The sequence below is a fragment of the Limnospira indica PCC 8005 genome, from assembly GCF_000973065.1.
Lineage (GTDB): Bacteria > Cyanobacteriota > Cyanobacteriia > Cyanobacteriales > Microcoleaceae > Limnospira > Limnospira fusiformis.
In genome coordinates this window covers 4,713,277-4,728,631 of sequence record NZ_FO818640.1, presented here as the reverse complement: position 1 = coordinate 4,728,631, position 15,355 = coordinate 4,713,277, and the positions used below count along the sequence as shown (strand labels likewise).

14 protein-coding genes are annotated in these 15,355 nt (G+C 46.9%); 10 read left to right on the top strand and 4 right to left on the bottom strand.

Annotation, left to right across the window (positions count from 1 at the left end; genetic code table 11):
• Window positions 1-323: 323 nt before the first annotated feature.
• A complete protein-coding gene (gene pheA / locus XZ46_RS20695; protein ID WP_006623911.1) occupies window positions 324-1,178 on the bottom strand; it encodes a prephenate dehydratase in 855 nt (284 codons plus the stop codon).
• 325 nt (window positions 1,179-1,503) lie between these two features.
• Here pheA and XZ46_RS20690 point away from each other — a divergent pair, with 325 nt between their 5' ends.
• Entirely contained in the window at window positions 1,504-2,121 is a 618-nt protein-coding gene (locus tag XZ46_RS20690) for a DUF1997 domain-containing protein (RefSeq protein WP_008053494.1), read from the top strand.
• A gap of 115 nt (window positions 2,122-2,236) precedes the next feature.
• Here XZ46_RS20690 and XZ46_RS20685 read toward each other — a convergent pair whose 3' ends face one another.
• A complete protein-coding gene (locus XZ46_RS20685; RefSeq protein WP_006623913.1) occupies window positions 2,237-2,908 on the bottom strand; it encodes a ribonuclease HII in 672 nt (223 codons plus the stop codon).
• Window positions 2,905-5,151 (bottom strand): ribonuclease E, encoded by a 2,247-nt coding sequence (gene rne / locus XZ46_RS20680; protein ID WP_006623914.1) that lies wholly within the window; start codon window positions 5,149-5,151, stop codon window positions 2,905-2,907. Before rne ends, XZ46_RS20685 begins: the two co-directional genes overlap by 4 nt.
• A gap of 1,306 nt (window positions 5,152-6,457) precedes the next feature.
• On the opposite strand from rne, the gene XZ46_RS36960 reads away from it, so the two are divergent.
• Entirely contained in the window at window positions 6,458-6,643 is a 186-nt protein-coding gene (locus XZ46_RS36960) for a hypothetical protein (RefSeq protein ID WP_071533565.1), read from the top strand.
• A gap of 400 nt (window positions 6,644-7,043) precedes the next feature.
• On the opposite strand, the gene XZ46_RS20675 is transcribed toward XZ46_RS36960, so the two are convergent.
• Window positions 7,044-9,776, bottom strand: a complete 2,733-nt coding sequence (locus XZ46_RS20675) for a TIGR03960 family B12-binding radical SAM protein (protein ID WP_008053484.1) — start codon at window positions 9,774-9,776, stop codon at window positions 7,044-7,046.
• A 535-nt stretch (window positions 9,777-10,311) separates the two neighbouring features.
• On the opposite strand from XZ46_RS20675, the gene XZ46_RS20670 reads away from it, so the two are divergent.
• The 8 genes from XZ46_RS20670 (at window position 10,312) to XZ46_RS35520 (ending at window position 15,228) form a co-directional block, all read left to right on the top strand.
• The gene (locus tag XZ46_RS20670; protein WP_006623919.1) at window positions 10,312-10,506 is read left to right on the top strand and encodes a hypothetical protein; all 195 of its coding nucleotides are present in this window, start codon (window positions 10,312-10,314) and stop codon (window positions 10,504-10,506) included.
• Between the two features lie 242 nt (window positions 10,507-10,748).
• Window positions 10,749-11,921, top strand: a complete 1,173-nt coding sequence (locus tag XZ46_RS20665) for an LL-diaminopimelate aminotransferase (RefSeq protein WP_008053482.1) — start codon at window positions 10,749-10,751, stop codon at window positions 11,919-11,921.
• A 121-nt stretch (window positions 11,922-12,042) separates the two neighbouring features.
• The gene (locus XZ46_RS20660; protein WP_006623921.1) at window positions 12,043-12,183 is read left to right on the top strand and encodes a hypothetical protein; all 141 of its coding nucleotides are present in this window, start codon (window positions 12,043-12,045) and stop codon (window positions 12,181-12,183) included.
• Between the two features lie 471 nt (window positions 12,184-12,654).
• On the top strand, window positions 12,655-13,053 hold the full coding sequence (locus XZ46_RS36955) for a hypothetical protein (RefSeq protein WP_008053480.1): 399 nt from the start codon (window positions 12,655-12,657) through the stop codon (window positions 13,051-13,053).
• Between the two features lie 104 nt (window positions 13,054-13,157).
• Window positions 13,158-13,682 carry a helix-turn-helix domain-containing protein gene (locus XZ46_RS36950; protein ID WP_228116388.1) on the top strand — a complete coding sequence of 175 codons (525 nt, stop codon included), beginning with the start codon at window positions 13,158-13,160 and terminating at the stop codon, window positions 13,680-13,682.
• Between the two features lie 489 nt (window positions 13,683-14,171).
• Window positions 14,172-14,603 carry a hypothetical protein gene (locus tag XZ46_RS20650; protein ID WP_006623923.1) on the top strand — a complete coding sequence of 144 codons (432 nt, stop codon included), beginning with the start codon at window positions 14,172-14,174 and terminating at the stop codon, window positions 14,601-14,603.
• Between the two features lie 133 nt (window positions 14,604-14,736).
• Entirely contained in the window at window positions 14,737-15,027 is a 291-nt protein-coding gene (locus XZ46_RS20645; protein ID WP_228116387.1) for a hypothetical protein, read from the top strand.
• A 36-nt stretch (window positions 15,028-15,063) separates the two neighbouring features.
• The gene (locus XZ46_RS35520) at window positions 15,064-15,228 is read left to right on the top strand and encodes a hypothetical protein (protein WP_006623926.1); all 165 of its coding nucleotides are present in this window, start codon (window positions 15,064-15,066) and stop codon (window positions 15,226-15,228) included.
• Window positions 15,229-15,355 lie beyond the last annotated feature (127 nt).

Below are 15,355 nucleotides of genomic sequence, written 5' to 3'. Positions count from 1 at the left end.
AATATTTTGGTCAAACCTCCCATTATAAGGAATTACCTCCCAGCCTACCATAATTTCCCGCCACCTGTCAACCCCTCCACGGGTGGCGACATTAATTTTTGTTGAAAAAAAAATCAACACCCCTCGCGCCCAGCCTCACCAGAAAAAGGGGCTTGACTTAGTGAGCGAGTTGGGGTAGTATATTTATATAATGGAAATCTGTGCTTAAAAAATATTTTGGTCAAACCTCCCATTATAAGGAATTACCTCCCAGCCTACCATAATTTCCCGCCACCTGTCAACCCCTCCACGGGTGGCGACATTAATTTTTGTTGAAAAAAAAATCAACATGGGGATTGTGGTTGATGGTTAAGAATGCTATAACTGCCAAAAATTTTGAGAGTTTCGGTGTGAGTTTTGAGTTCTTGCAAAGCCGATCGCACGGATTGATGATCAGTGTTAGCCTCAATATCAATAAAGAACAAATAATCGCCAAGCGATCGCTTAGTAGGACGGGACTCAATGCGACTTAGATTAATATTGCGTTGGGCAAAAATCTGTAATGGTTTAACCAAAGCACCAGGAACATTAGCGGGAACACTAAAAGCTAAGGAAGTATAATTACCCCCAGGCCAAGGCTGTAAACTGACGACCCAGAATCGGGTACAATTGTCAGGATAATCATTAATTGGATGAGCCAAAATAGGTAACTGATAAAGTTCAGCAGCGCGTCCAGATGCGATCGCAGCGGTAGTAGTTTCCTGCAAATATTGTAGTGCTTCTGTAGTGGAATTAGTAGGGATAGCCTGAACATTAGGGAGAAATTTTTCGAGCCATCCCTGACACTGAGCCAAGGCTTGCGGGTGGGAGTAGACAGTTTTAATGTCTGCTAATCCCTGAGCGTTAGATAGTAAAGCGTGGGAAATAGGTAAAACCAGGCCCTTTTGAATGCGAATTAGATCTAGCTTCCAGATAGCATCAAGGGTAATAGTAACACTACCCTCAATAGAATTTTCGACGGGAACGACTCCGAGAGCGACATCACCGTTAGCGACGGCTTGTAGAGTTTGGGTGATACTAGGATAAGGACATAGTAAAGGCCTATGTCCTGTAGTTTGGGTTAGATAGTCGGCATAAACCAGAGTCGCCGCCTCAGCATAAGTACCTGGGGGGCCTAAATGAGCAATAGAGACAGTCATTGTAACCACTAATCAATTAAATTTAGGTTGGTATGGTGTGAGGTTTGGGGGAGTGTGAACAGGGGTCGAAGGCGGTCTATTGAGTTGAACTTGGCTTATTTAGGACCAGTAGGGTAGGGATAAATGGACTCTCCCCAATTGAGGTTGTTGTAATTCTTTACAAGGTTCTCATCAATATGATGGTTATGATGGAAAGACTAAACGCCAAAACCCCAATCTAAGAATAATCTAAGACTACTTGAGGACTTGGGGTGATGGCAGTCACGTTCAAAAAAGTTAATTTTTGTTAATGTAGGTTAACAACTGTTGATTTATACCGTCTCCCATGCTTAATAGATTTACAGCTTCCCAATCGGTGGAAATTGCGGTAGGTGAGCAAAGTATTCCGATCCAGCACTATTTACGTCAGCCCCAACGTTTGGTGAACGCCTTAGTTGATCCAAATAGGCTACAGAGGTTGGAGGCGGACTGCTTTCGCTTAAAAATGCGTCCCCTGTCATTTATGATGCTGACCATTCAACCGACAGTAGATATGAAAGTATCAGCTTTGGCGAATGGAACGGTAAGGTTGCGATCGCGGGGTTGTGAAATTCGGGGTATTGAATACATTAACCAGAGGTTTTCGCTGAACCTATATGGCAGATTAGCGCCGTACAAAATCAATGGTATCACCTATCTGAGGGGTCAAGCGGATCTTGAGGTACAGGTGGAGGTCCCCTACCCGTTGTCGCTAACTCCTAAAGCGATAATTGAAGCCACTGGAAACGGTTTGCTTAAAAGCGTTTTATTAACGATAAAACAGCGATTAATGCACAATTTATTATCGGACTATGAGCGATGGACTTGTGAGGTACAGGAGCAAGAAATTGCCACCCAACCCAATAGTCAAGTGGTTGTCGGGGGGAGTTCCGCAGTCAGTCATGATTCTCACCAGCCCACTTAGTTAACCCGCCCCCGCCTTAACGGTAGGGGGTTGTAGGGTGCGTGAGATTTGTATGATGGCATGGAAAACCCGGACACTAGGGACTGCGGGGCAGGCGGGTGGGTGCGTCACTGAGTTAACCCGCCCCCGACTCGAAATATTGACGGACGGGAGCAAAGGAGAAGCGATGGTGAAAACAAGGACCATAAGATTGTAAGGCTTGTTTATGTTGTTTAGTGCCGTATCCCTTGTGTTGAGCGAAACCATATTGTGGGTAAGTGCGATCTAAGCGGGTCATAAGTTCATCACGCCATACCTTAGCGACAATACTAGAGGCGGCGATGACAACACAATGGCTATCCCCTTTGACGATCGCCTGTTGTGGGATAGACAGATTGGGGATAAGTCTGTTCCCATCAACCAAACAAAATTGTGGTGGCGGTTGCAATTTAAGAATCGATCGCCGCATAGCGAGTTGGGTAGCTTGTAAAATATTTAGGCGGTCTATTTCCCGTGCCGAAGCCCAACCAATTTGACAAGCGATCGCCTTAGATCTAATTAAAGTAGATAAACTGAGGCGATCGTTGTGGGTCAATTTTTTACTATCTTTAACCCCAGCCGCAGCAAGTTCTAAGATAGTTGTTTCTGACAGTTGTACAGCCGCCGCTACCACCGGGCCAAACCAAGCTCCTCTTCCCACCTCATCTATACCAGCCACAGCAGTCCAGGAAAGTTGTTCAATGGGGTTATTTTCCCCCTGAATAAACAGGGGTAGGGAAGCGGATAGGTAGGGATAAGGGATACTCACTCAGGAACCGCCGAAGAACGGCGACGGCGGCGGCGAATAACGGGTGTGTCTTCAGGCGATGTCTCTAGGTCCAAGTTTTCGGAATCTTCCGAGACATAAATATAATCAGAATCTTCGAGTTCATCATTAGGATCTGGTAGTTGGCTGTTATCTGTTAAATCACTAACATCTAGTAGTTCCCCAGGCTCTGGGATTTCCGGGGACTCTTGAGAATCGTCAGTGGTATCTTCTACATCATCAGAAACCAGGTTTTGGTCATCTTGAGAGATCAGATTTGCAGTCGGAGGGACTTGTACGCTTTGAGGAATTGAGATAGTCGGCGCAGAGGAGGAGGAGAGGGTAGTGTCAGTTTCCTCCTCCAAAATAGTAGACAGAGGTAAAGGCGTATCACCTGGTAAACGAACTGTTACGATCGCATTTCTAGCATTTTTGACCGACTGATTAGAGAGTACCAAGGGAGAAATCCCCATGAGGGCATAAACATCTTGTTCATCCCCGGTCATTTCCACCGCCACCACTTCTGGAGGTTCTGGGATAGCCTTGATAGAATCAGACTTAACCGACTTAGGAAATCGTTCCGTAAGTTCTTGGCGATCGTTCAAGAGAACATCGGTATTAGCTTCCGTCCTAGTCGTGTCATTATAGGTATTAGCGGAGTTAACGCGGATAGAACGATTTCCCTCTTCCCCCTTGACTAAGGGTTCAATATCACCAATACGACGGCGGCGGCGGCGGCGGATATTGCTACCACCGCCAATGTCTTGATAACTGGGATGATTAAGCAACTCCAACTCTGGGAAATTACCTCCTGTATCAAGTTCACCAGAAACCATTTCCGAATCATCGCGCATAAGAGGTTCGGTAGATGATGCAGAAGATAAGGTTTGAACTCGGCGAGTTTCCTGTCCTAGTGCGGTGCGAGTTCCGGTATCAAAACCAGGGGGGTTAGATAGTGATTTGGGGCTAACCATGAATCGTTCAGAGGCTTCAGCGCTATCGGCTGCTGACTCTCCGGGGAGGTGAATCAGATGTCCCAAGCCGTTACAAGTGGGACAACTACGGCCAAACAACTCATAAATATTTTGTCCTTGGCGTTTTCTGGTCAACTCAACCAAACCCAACTCAGACAATTGAGCAATTTGTGGTCTAGACTTATCTGCTTTCAAGACCTTATTAAAGTGTTCAAGGACTTGTAGCTGATCTCTGCGGGAGTCCATATCAATAAAGTCAACAATAATCACCCCAGCGATATTGCGTAGGCGCAGTTGACGGGCGATTTCGGTAGCCGCTTCACAGTTAGTCCAGAGGACAGTTTCCCTAGAAGTTGCCGAGCGGGTAAAGGAACCGGAGTTGACATCAATCACGGTCAAGGCTTCTGTTGGTTCAATGATAATGTATCCTCCAGAGGGCAAATCTACTCTCGGGCGTAGTGCTTCTCGAATAGCAGCATTAACGCGGAAATATTCAAGGATAGGGATACGTTCTCGGTGGTGGTCAATCAAGACTCCTTGGGGAGTTTTACCAACACTCCAATTGACCAAATGCTGTTTAACTCGTCTAATGCCATCAGCGGAATCCACCACAATGCGATTAACTTCGGTGCTATACATATCTCTTAGCACCCGTTGAATAAAATCATTATCTCGATTCAGCAGTGCGGGAGGTCGGGTCGAGGTGGCCTCTTGTTGGATTTCTTCCCACTGTTTTTGTAAGGCTTCTAAATCTTCCAAAATGGCATCTTCTGCCATACCTTCGGCTTCAGTTCGGACTAATAAACCCATACCAGAGGGTTTAATTAAAATAGCCAAGGCTCTAAGGCGATTGCGTTCTGTCTCAAGGCGGATACGGCGAGACAGATTTACACCTCGGCCAAATGGCATTAAGACGAGATAGCGTCCTGGTAGGGTAATATTCCCTGTCAATCTTGGTCCTTTGGTGCCGGTGGGTTCTTTCATCACTTGGACAAGAACCTTTTGTTGAGGCATCAATAGTTCGGTAATGGAACCGGACGATCGCTTTAATCTTAGCGGTCCCAAATCGGAAACATGAATAAACCCGTTGCGTTCGGGGTCGCCAATATTGACAAAAGCCGCGTCTATTCCGGGCAGGACATTTTCAACAATTCCTAAATAAATATCACTAACTTGTTGGTTTCCGGTTGCCACCACAAGTTCTTGAATCTCGTCTTCAGAAAAAACTGCAGCGATCCTATGCTGCTCTGCAATAATAATTTGCTTGGACATTTAATTTCCTCAAAACTTTGCAACACTTGACCGAGTAGGCGGCTCTGCGTGAGCTTGATATTGTGGTGGCTAGAGCGATGAGAGAGCGTGCCGTTTGCCCAATAATCATCTGTGTGCGCGGGGCGAAGGGACTTACAATAGTAGCCATTGTCGGTTGAAGATGCTTCCGCCGGGAACTTTTGGTCTTATTCATATCACCATTTATCGAAACCACTAGGTCATCGAAGACACAAAGGCGGGTGAGTTCGTTGTTTGGCGTAGGGCTGGTGCAGAAAGTTGGCCGGTTTTTCTAATGCTGCCTGCGACCTCTGGGGGCTGGTGCAGAAAGTTGGCCGGTTTTTCTAATGCTGCCTGCGACCTCTGGGGGCTGGTGCAGAAAGTTGGCCGGTTTTTCTAATGCTGCCTGCGACCTCTGGGGGCTGGTGCAGAAAGTTGGCCGGTTTTTCTAATGCTGCCTGCGACCTCTGGGGGCTGGTGCAGAAAGTTGGCCGGTTTTTCTAATGCTGCCTGCGACCTCTGGGGGCTGGTGCAGAAAGTTGGCCGGTTTTTCTAATGCTGCCTGCGACCTCTGGGGGCTGGTGCAGAAAGTTGGCCGGTTTTTCTAATGCTGCCTGCGACCTCTGGGGGCTGGTGCAGAAAGTTGGCCGGTTTTTCTAATGCTGCCTGCGACCTCTGGGGGCTGGTGCAGAAAGTTAGCCGGTTTTTCTAATGGCGGATATAGCACCCTGGGGGCGGGTGCAGGTAGTTAGCTGGTTTTTCCGATGGCGGATATAGCACCCTGGGGGCGGGTGCAGGTAGTTGGCTGGTTTTTCCGATGGCGGATATAGCACCCTGGGGGCGGGTGCAGGTAGTTGGCTGGTTTTTCCGATGGCGGATATAGCACCCGCCCCTACTACCGCGACAGGTTGGCTGGTGTTTCCCCCGTCGCGTGTCCCGCAGCACAAAGCCTGCTTCGGTTGGTGCGTCACATCAGAAAGCTTTTCGTGTTTATGCCAATTATCGGGATGCAGTCCACCCTACCGGGCTGGTTTCCCCGAAAGCATATCCCGTGCGGGGTACCTCGCGCACCCCCCCTACAGGTTTTCAAAAAAGGTCTTCCTAAGAAACTGGGTTTTTTTGCTTGTGTTTCTCATGGCGGCGCTAGCACCCGCCTACTTTTTTCCCGCAGCGGCGTGGTCTGACATACCCGCCCCTACCTGTTTTCTTGTCCGATTTTCACGAACCAATTTTGGTGATCATCTTCCGTCAGCCCAACCCAAGTCCTGCAATAATGATTTTAAGTCTGATTCCAGAACTGTAGCGGGCGATTCGGCATCATTCCACCAGAGCCCCCTCACGTAAAACTCCTGGGAGGGTTGGAAGCTCCGTGATTGATCACGGAGAGGAAAACCGACTCAAGCGGCTGACCGCCGCCAGCACCCCCTTGCGGGGTGGAGGGGTATGGTTGCCCCTCCATGGAGCTATGGTTGGCTCCGACTCCCTTGCGGGGTAATGTTTGCGCTTGCGCTAACGCGCACGCTGCGCGAACGCCAATGTTCAGAGTCGGTACTATCCAAATCGCACGTCCTTAACCCCTTAGAGATGTTTAACGATTCGGTTCTAGGGCCTGGAACTAGCACGCATTCCAGGGTAGGAACTTTAACTCTTGCTCTGAACGGAGCCAGTTAAGGCTATAGCTGGTCAGCTACCTGAAAGGGGGGCACGAAGCCCCCGTGCTTCAGCCGGGGGTGCTGACGGTTAACCCGACAGGGTTAGCAGGAGTGATCATAGAGGAAGGAGGAAGATGGATAAATCTGGGCGCTTATATCCAACGCTTACCACTTGAAACAGGCCAAGCCTGACTCTACCTTGGTTATAACCCTCAACCCGATCGCCTAAATTAGGCTTAGGTCTTAGGGTGAATCAGGTTTTGTACAGATTAGATCATTATACCCCAAATCAGCCGCACCTGTAACCTCGGCGCGTAGCGCTAGATGTTCTCGGTGGATGGAAATTAGTTGCAATTCCTGGCCGCTAACTTGTTCTAGCATATAAACCACTTGTTCTGGTCGCAGTTGAGTTCCATCATTGCGACAGGTTCCCAAATAACGCAATAGGGTAGCGTTTTGGGGTGGTTGGTCTAATTCCCATAGTGGAATTTTGACTGTTTCTTTTACGATCGCCTCTAGTTGTAACAACTGCTCACGCAGGTTAATAATTCTGATTCTACCCGATTTCGTAGTTTTTTCCCACAAGATTTCTGAACTGTTGAGTACAGCCTGCACCCAACCGGCCCAATGATTCGGGGTAATAGTCTCATCTGTGGCTTGTAAATGGATGATATAGGTAGCGTGTTCTATGGTTTCGGCGATCGCCGGCGAGTTAACGTCCACTTCTGCGACCCGATAAATGGGTAAGTTGTCGGGGAGAGAGGCGGATAGTTGCTGTTGAAAGGTTTGTATATCCATAGTCTCCGCCAGGTCAAAATCCGCAATTTCCCCGGTGCTAGTGGTCCCCAAAGGCAGTGCATTTCCCGGGGATATACGGGGGCCTGGATGATAGCCTCCGGTGAAGGATATGGGCAATTCTGCGCGTCTGACAGCCCGATCAAAAACTTTCATCAGGTCAAGATGTCCGACTAATGCCATGTCTCCCAATTTGCCAAACCAGACTCGCACCCGTTGGACTCGTTGGGAAGGCGGGACAAAATGACCAGCAAATTCGGGAATGGGTGGGGGTGTAAATACTACGTTATGGCCTAACTCTGGACCACATACCCCACAATGGGAGCAGGCGGCGAAAGAACAGTCGGGAACTGTGGCCGCTTCGATCGCCTTTTGTAGGTCTTGTTTCAGCCAGTTTTTGTCTATTCCGGTGTTGATATGGTCCCAAGGTAGAGGTTGGTCTAGTAGTTGTTCACGGTGGCTGTGGTCCTGGCTGTCCTCCGCGATCGCATTTTCCATGAGGTTCCATTCCCCCGCTTCTACTTGCCGATATTTCCAGCCTAACCCCGACTCCTCTATGGCTTGGGTCCAGGCGGCGAAGGCACGATCTAGGCTTTCCCACCAGGCATCCATTCCGGCCCCTAGTTCCCAAGCACGTTGGACTACCGGCCCTAGTCGGCGATCGCCTCTACCGATAAAGTCTTCCATAGCCGATATCCGCACGTCGGTAAAGTTGGCTTTAACGCCTTTGAGGCGGTGAAATTCAGCTTTTAGCAATTGCTGTTTGCGTTGAAATTCTTTGGTTGATACGCTGTGCCATTGAAAGGGTGTATGGGGTTTGGGGGTAAAATTGGAAATGGTCAGGTTAATGCTCAGGGGTCGGCGGCGGTGTTCCCGACATTCGCGCAGCAACCAGCGGACTGTTTCGGCGATACCTAGGACATCAGTATCCGTTTCTCCCGGCAAGCCGATCATAAAGTATAGTTTGATTTTATCCCAACCTTGGTCGTAGGCGGTTTTTACTCCTCGTAACAATTCCTCATTGGTGAGTCCTTTATTGATGACATCCCGCATTCTTTGGGTCCCCGCTTCTGGTGCAAAGGTCAGGCCACTGCTGCGGGTCCCGCCGATGATGTTGGCAATGTTTTCATCAAAGCGATCGACTCGTTGACTGGGTAGGGATAGGGATACGTTACTGTCGCGCAGACGGTTTTTGATTTCCATTCCCACTGCCGGTAATGATAGGTAGTCTGAACAGCTTAGGGATAATAGGGAAAATTCATTATATCCCGTTGCTTTCATCCCTTTGGCGATCGCCTCTACCACCGCTTCCGGTTCCACGTCTCTAGCCGGACGGGTTAACATTCCCGGTTGACAGAAACGACAGCCACGGGTGCAACCTCGTCTCACTTCCAAGGCTAGGCGATCGTGAACTGTTTGCACGAATGGAACCATTGTAATCGAATAGGCTGGCATCGGAGTCGCCACCCGGCGGATAATCCTTGTGGGTACTTCCGGATGGTTGGGATGAATTGACCCATCCCCTGCCATATCATAGAATTGGGGAACGTATACCCCAGGCACTTGGGCTAGGTCTAACAGCAGTTGTTCGCGGGTTAACCCTGTCGCTTTCCCTTCTTCTATCACTAAACCTATTTCCGGGAGGAGTTCCTCTCCGTCCCCCAGGGCGATAAAATCGAAAAAGTCCGCGTAGGGTTCCGGGTTCGATGTCGCCGTTTGACCTCCCGCGAAGATTAGCGGTCTTTCTCCTAGGGGGGTTTGTCCATCCCGATTCTGCCTTTGTTTCCAGGTTAGGGGAATTTGGGCAAGATCCAGCATTTCTAGAATGTTCGTGGCCCCTAGTTCGTAGCTGAGACTAAACCCCAGAATATCAAATTCCCTCAGAGGACGGCGGGACTCTACCGCAAATAACGGGGTTTGCGTCTCTCGCAGTTTTGTGATCAGATCCGCCGCCGGTAAATAGGCGCGATCGCATAATTGTCGGGGCTGGGCATTGATGATATTATAGAGGATTATATGCCCCAGGTTCGAGGCTCCTACCTCATAGATTTCTGGATACGTGAGAGACCAGCGCACTGCCGCTGATTCCCAGGGTTTGTGTTTCGCCCCTAATTCGTTACCTAAATATCGCGCTGGTTGGTTAATTTCTGGTGTGATTAATTCTTTGACTGAAACTGCCACTTTCTACCTCTTATGATTCTTAATCGGCAATCTTTACTTATACGTTTTGATTATGTTTGGCTTAGAAATGACGCATATAACACCATTATACATCATCGGTGCAATTCTGGTAAATTAAATTTTCCTGATTCACTACAGGACTTCCTGGCTGCCTATTTCCTGGGTTTTGGGGCTGATAATTAGTTGATAGATATCCAGATTTTGGGAATTAAAATATCCTCCCTATTTTCTATGCTGGGCTTGGTTGGCCATATTTGATGGGGCAGGTATTATATTACCCGTGGCACAAAGATTAAGTTTTTGTTAACTTATTCAGATACGATCAACTTGTCATGATATGACAAGAATTGTATTAAAAAACACAGACAAAAACTGTTTGATTGTCTCATAATATAGCAGCATCTTAATTTCTGCTATCACCAACCCCCAAGAGCCAGACTGCGTGATTTAGATCACATATTTATGGAGATAAAAATCACCAGCCAGACTGTTTATTGGTTGGAGAATTAACATAAGTTGAGTTACTTGACCACTCATGTCAGCCACCAATGGAATTCGAAAACTGGTATCTAAAGCACTTTACTTTAGATGTCTCACCCCCGAAATCGAAAACGGGATTAACTATGAACTGACTCGACTGGGTTATATTTCCGATGTGGATTATGAAGCCTTAGAATTACTGATGGACGAAATGGATGCCGGACGTATTCGCTTAGTACCTAGTCCCTAGGTTCGGAACCTAACACAGTTAATCAACCTGGGTCACCTTGAACCCGAAACTGTTGCATTTAATTTAGAGTTGTTGTTGCTGCCGATTTTCTTTTGGCAATAATTTAACTAAAAAGCCTGTAATTGAGGTGATCACAGGGTTGACATCGCCGTTCATTTACTGCTGTTCATGGCTGGGTTGTAAGAGTTTTCTGGTATAATTTTCTGGCTTATACCTAATGAACCAACCCCCTGTGAGTGATAATGCAGTTTGCTAAACGTTTAGAAAAAATCCCCCCCTACCTGTTTGCTGAAATTGACCGGAGACGCATAGAACTGGTTGCTCAAGGGGTAGATATAATTAATATTGGAGTGGGTGATCCTGACCAGCCCACTTTGGATCATATCAGGGTGGCTATGCACGATGCCATTGAAGACCCCTCCAACCACAACTATCCGCCCTATCGGGGTATGATAGAATACCGGGAGGCGGCGATCGCTTGGATGTCTCGTCGCTTTGGGGTGAATGGCTTAAACCCAGAAACCGAGATCATCTCCTCTGTCGGTTCTAAGGAAGCTATCCACAACACAGCCTTAGCTTTTGTGGAAGCTGGGGATATTGTCTTAATCCCCGATCCTGGTTATCCAGTCTATCGCACTTCTACCCTCTTCGCCGGGGGAGAGCCTTACTATGTTCCCCTACAGCCCGAAAATGGCTTTTTACCGGATTTACAAGCAATTCCAGAGGAGATAGCTAGGCGGGCTAAATTATTTTGGGTAAACTACCCGAACAATCCCACCGGTGCGATCGCCACCTTACAAGACTTTAGCACCATGGTAGATTTTTGTCAAAAGTTCGACATTCTACTATGTCATGATAACGCCTATTCCGAGGTTTGTTATGAAGGTTATCGAGCGCCCAGTGTCCTAGAGGTTCCCGGTGCGAAAGATATTGCTATTGAGTTTCATAGCCTGTCTAAATCCTATAATATGACCGGGTGGCGCATTGGGTTTGTCGTCGGTAATCAAATCGGGATTAAGGGATTAAGCCAAGTTAAAACTAATGTGGATTCTGGTGTATTTAAAGCCATTCAAAAAGCCGCGATCGCTGCTTATTTAACCCCAGAGTCAGACCGTCAAAAGCTGAATGATATTTATCAACATCGCCGCGATTTAGTCATTTCAGGATTGCGTTCTCTCGGTTGGAAAATTGAACCCCCCAAAGCCACATTATATATTTGGGTCCCGGTTCCCAGCAATTACACTTCCACAGAATTTGCCAAATTGCTATTAGAGAAATGCGGCGTGATTGTCCCCCCTGGTAACGGTTATGGCGCGGCGGGAGAAGGTTTTATCCGCATGGCTTTAACTAACAAAGAAAGCCGCATTCAAGAAGCCATAGACAGAATGCGAAATGCGGGGATAACTTATCAGTAAAATCACTCCTTAGTTACACCACCCAAAACCCTCTCGACAGAGGGAAGGTTGATTATAGCAGTTCCCGGACTCATGAGGTACGTTTCAAAGCCCCTCTCTCTTTCTGGGAGAGGGGTTTGGGGTGAGGGCCGTACCTTATGGAGATGAGAACGGTTATGGCGCGGCGGGAGAAGGTTTTATCCGCATGGCTTTAACTAACAAAGAAAGCCGCATTCAAGAAGCCATAGACAGAATGCGAAATGCGGGGATAACTTATCAGTAAAATCACTCCTTAGTTACACCACCCAAAACCCTCTCGACAGAGGGAAGGTTGATTATAGCAGTTCCCGGACTCATGAGGTACGTTTCAAAGCCCCTCTCTCTTTCTGGGAGAGGGGTTTGGGGTGAGGGCCGTACCTTATGGAGATGAGAAACGCTATAATATTCTCCTGGGGAGGTGAGGAAGTAGCCGAAACCCCCCCAGTCCCCCTAAAGGTGGTGGAAGGAGTCTCAGAAACTGCCCCAATTACAGATAGTTCCAGGAGAATGCCCGAATATATCAAGGATAACTAAAAAAACTGATATATATGCCCGCACATTTTCCCATGCTTCTAGTATATGTCAAATCATGGGAGTTTGTCAAGAGGAAAGATAGAATTATCCGGCAGAAATTTTGGTAGGATGAAGGCACATTTAACCGTTGTATCATCAATTATTGGGTGTTACAACTAATCCCCATATATTGAACCCGATTATGGTCAACCGTATAGATCTGTATAACCCCATGTGTGCTGAGTACAACGTTCGCCGAGCCTTGGCGCTAGACTCTCAGAGTGAAGTATTACCCACCTGGATAGAGGGGTTTCATTTAGGAGAAGGAGTATTTCGCATCGAACATCGAGAAGTAGCTTTTCCGGGGATAGAAATAGCGCATTTTTTCACGGAAAATCTGTTTAGCGATCGCCACGTAATTCCCGAAGGAGAAACCCATTTTGCCCTCGGCTTGTATCCCCATCATCCCATATTGTCTTGGATGGGCTATACAGACCCCATTGGTAATACGATCGCCGTTCATCGCAGCCAGATCGAATATACATCAGGTTTCCCCCCGGTTGGCATGGTTTATATATTTGTTTTAATGATGAACTCCTAGCCAACCTGGACCTATTACCAGAGAAATTTTGGGAAAATAGCCAGGACCCGAATCAAGCAGTTTTGACCGTCCACCCGATTAGGTTTGCCAACTTCACCAGATTTATGCAGCAGTGGTTTCCTACGGCTGAATGTCTGTATCGTCGAGGTCTTTTGGCTCCCCAGGAAGCCGCACTGTTGCGAGAAAAATTTTTGTGTCAGTTTCGGGAATTATTAGACTATACCTTTGAACAGCGTGGCGATCGCCAAATTCTCAAACCCACTCGACGGTATTGGATCTTTGCCACAGTCCAGGCCATGATCGACAGTAATTTAGCCAAAAACTTCACCAATGAGGAGTTATGTCAACAGTTTTGCATTTCCCCCAGAGCCATGCAATACGCCTTCAAAGAAATTACCGGCGTAGGGGTACAGCAATATATTCGCGCCCGCAAACTGAACGCCGTCCGGGAAGAACTTTGCGGACCTAGTGCAGACCCAAGCACCATTTATGCGATCGCCAGCGCCTACGGCTTCTCCCACATGGGCAGATTTTCCGAGCAATTCTATCGTTGCTTCGGGGAATATCCCTCAACCCTGAAAAAGTTGCACAAATCGGATATAAAAATGAGAAAAAGTATGATATCCTAGTCAAAGACGCGATCTAAATATCGCGCTTATCGCCAATAGTTAGAGCTTTCAATAACATTGTTAGCTTGCTTCAGGGTCTAGTCAAAAGCACTCCTAAACTATCCCTAACACTAGGGATAGTTTGGGAAGGCTTAAAAAAGGCATCATCCCTGTGATGTTGTTCTGTTACGGGAGTCTCGGTTGCGGGGAAGTCAACTAAGACGGGCTTTTTGATTCAGAATCCCCAACATCCCCAATTCTGACCCTGATTTTGCCACACATCCCATCAATAGAGAATGTTCTAGGCTGGCGATCGTCTAATCTGCCTTCTTTTCTTTAACCCAGTTAACATCCGAGTTTTCCCAGATGGTCAAGTGCAACCGTAAAAAGGGCGTTTGATTTAAAAAAAGCTGAAACCCTTGCCAGTAAATAAATTAATCAGTTTTTTACTGCACAATGCAACATCTGCTTGATATGCGACCGAGTTGACCCGACGGAGAATATCGAGCAATGCTAATTACCGAAAATTTAGAAGCCATCATTGAGGAACAAACAGATGAAACCAGAAATTTTGTATTAAGGACGACTATTGTTCCCCAAATTGGGGTAGCAGTCTATGTTCGCAAGGGAGATATTGCTCACGATTTAGATATTGTTAATGTTCGCTATAATCCCGAATCGAATCGTTTACATTTATTGGTTCGTAATAGTGGACAAGCCAGTGTGATTGTGCAACCAGAATGGGTAATTTCTCAAGGAAATCAGGAAATCCAGAGTGGTCGTGGTGTAGATACTACGGTGATTGCGGAAAAAGAACGTTTGGTTAATATCAATTATAATCAACCCCTTGAACCGGGAGATTATCAAGTTTCTGGAAATTTGGGTTGGGGAGTAAACCGGAATACAAAAATACCATTCAGCGTAACATTAGCCGTTCCTTAACATGGTGATGAATGGAGTATATTATCAGTAAAATACTGCCATAATATGACGGCAATTAAGGCAGTTTTAACACTGAGTTATACCAAATATTTATAAGTGTTTATTTTGGGGGAGTTGTTTACCCTGATGGCTGTTGAAAATTTGTGGATACAATCTGCTTGTCCCAGACATCACAGAGGAAATCACCCCAGAATCACCGGAATTCACGATTTTTATGATTGGCTTAAATGCTGGTAGGCGCAATTTTAAAACTGGGGTATTTGTGCGCGGGTCAGTAACGGATAATGAGGTGATAAATTTTGGGGATTGGCTAATTCCTTATGATGAAGTTTTGCAGGTCATAAAGTTTACATCTACAGTTATATCAGATAATGAAGTCGACTTGCGATCGCCTTTTAAAATTGTCCGCCTTAACCTCGATTAAATTCGCAACTACCCCGAATTAGGGTTAGTCCTTTCTGTGCAAGATATTCAAGACTTATTTGATATTGAATCAGAATTTAGTTTTCGGGAATATGCAATTATTTTTGATGTCCCCGAAGTCAGAAGGGGGAGAAGAACCAGCCGGGAAAGACCGCCAGTAATTTTAGAAGGATTGCCAGAAATTTCCCCCCCCCAACTTTAACATTGGTATGATAGAACAGCGGGTTAATCTTACCAAAAACCAAGGTGTTGACCTGAACAACACAGGTCGCCTATCCGCCGTCGGAACAGTTTTAGATAGTAGTTGGTTTCTCACGCTTAATCAGGGA

Excerpts from the sequence above, each read along its gene's own strand:
- pheA (WP_006623911.1), bottom strand. The coding sequence starts at position 1,178 with ATGACTGTCTCTATTGCTCATTTAGGCCCCCCAGGTACTTATGCTGAG.
- XZ46_RS20690 (WP_008053494.1), top strand. The coding sequence starts at position 1,504 with ATGCTTAATAGATTTACAGCTTCCCAATCGGTGGAAATTGCGGTAGGT.
- rne (WP_006623914.1), bottom strand. The coding sequence starts at position 5,151 with ATGTCCAAGCAAATTATTATTGCAGAGCAGCATAGGATCGCTGCAGTT.
- XZ46_RS20670 (WP_006623919.1), top strand. The coding sequence starts at position 10,312 with ATGTCAGCCACCAATGGAATTCGAAAACTGGTATCTAAAGCACTTTAC.
- XZ46_RS20665 (WP_008053482.1), top strand. The coding sequence starts at position 10,749 with ATGCAGTTTGCTAAACGTTTAGAAAAAATCCCCCCCTACCTGTTTGCT.
- XZ46_RS36955 (WP_008053480.1), top strand. The coding sequence starts at position 12,655 with ATGGTCAACCGTATAGATCTGTATAACCCCATGTGTGCTGAGTACAAC.
- XZ46_RS36950 (WP_228116388.1), top strand. The coding sequence starts at position 13,158 with ATGCAGCAGTGGTTTCCTACGGCTGAATGTCTGTATCGTCGAGGTCTT.
- XZ46_RS20650 (WP_006623923.1), top strand. The coding sequence starts at position 14,172 with ATGCTAATTACCGAAAATTTAGAAGCCATCATTGAGGAACAAACAGAT.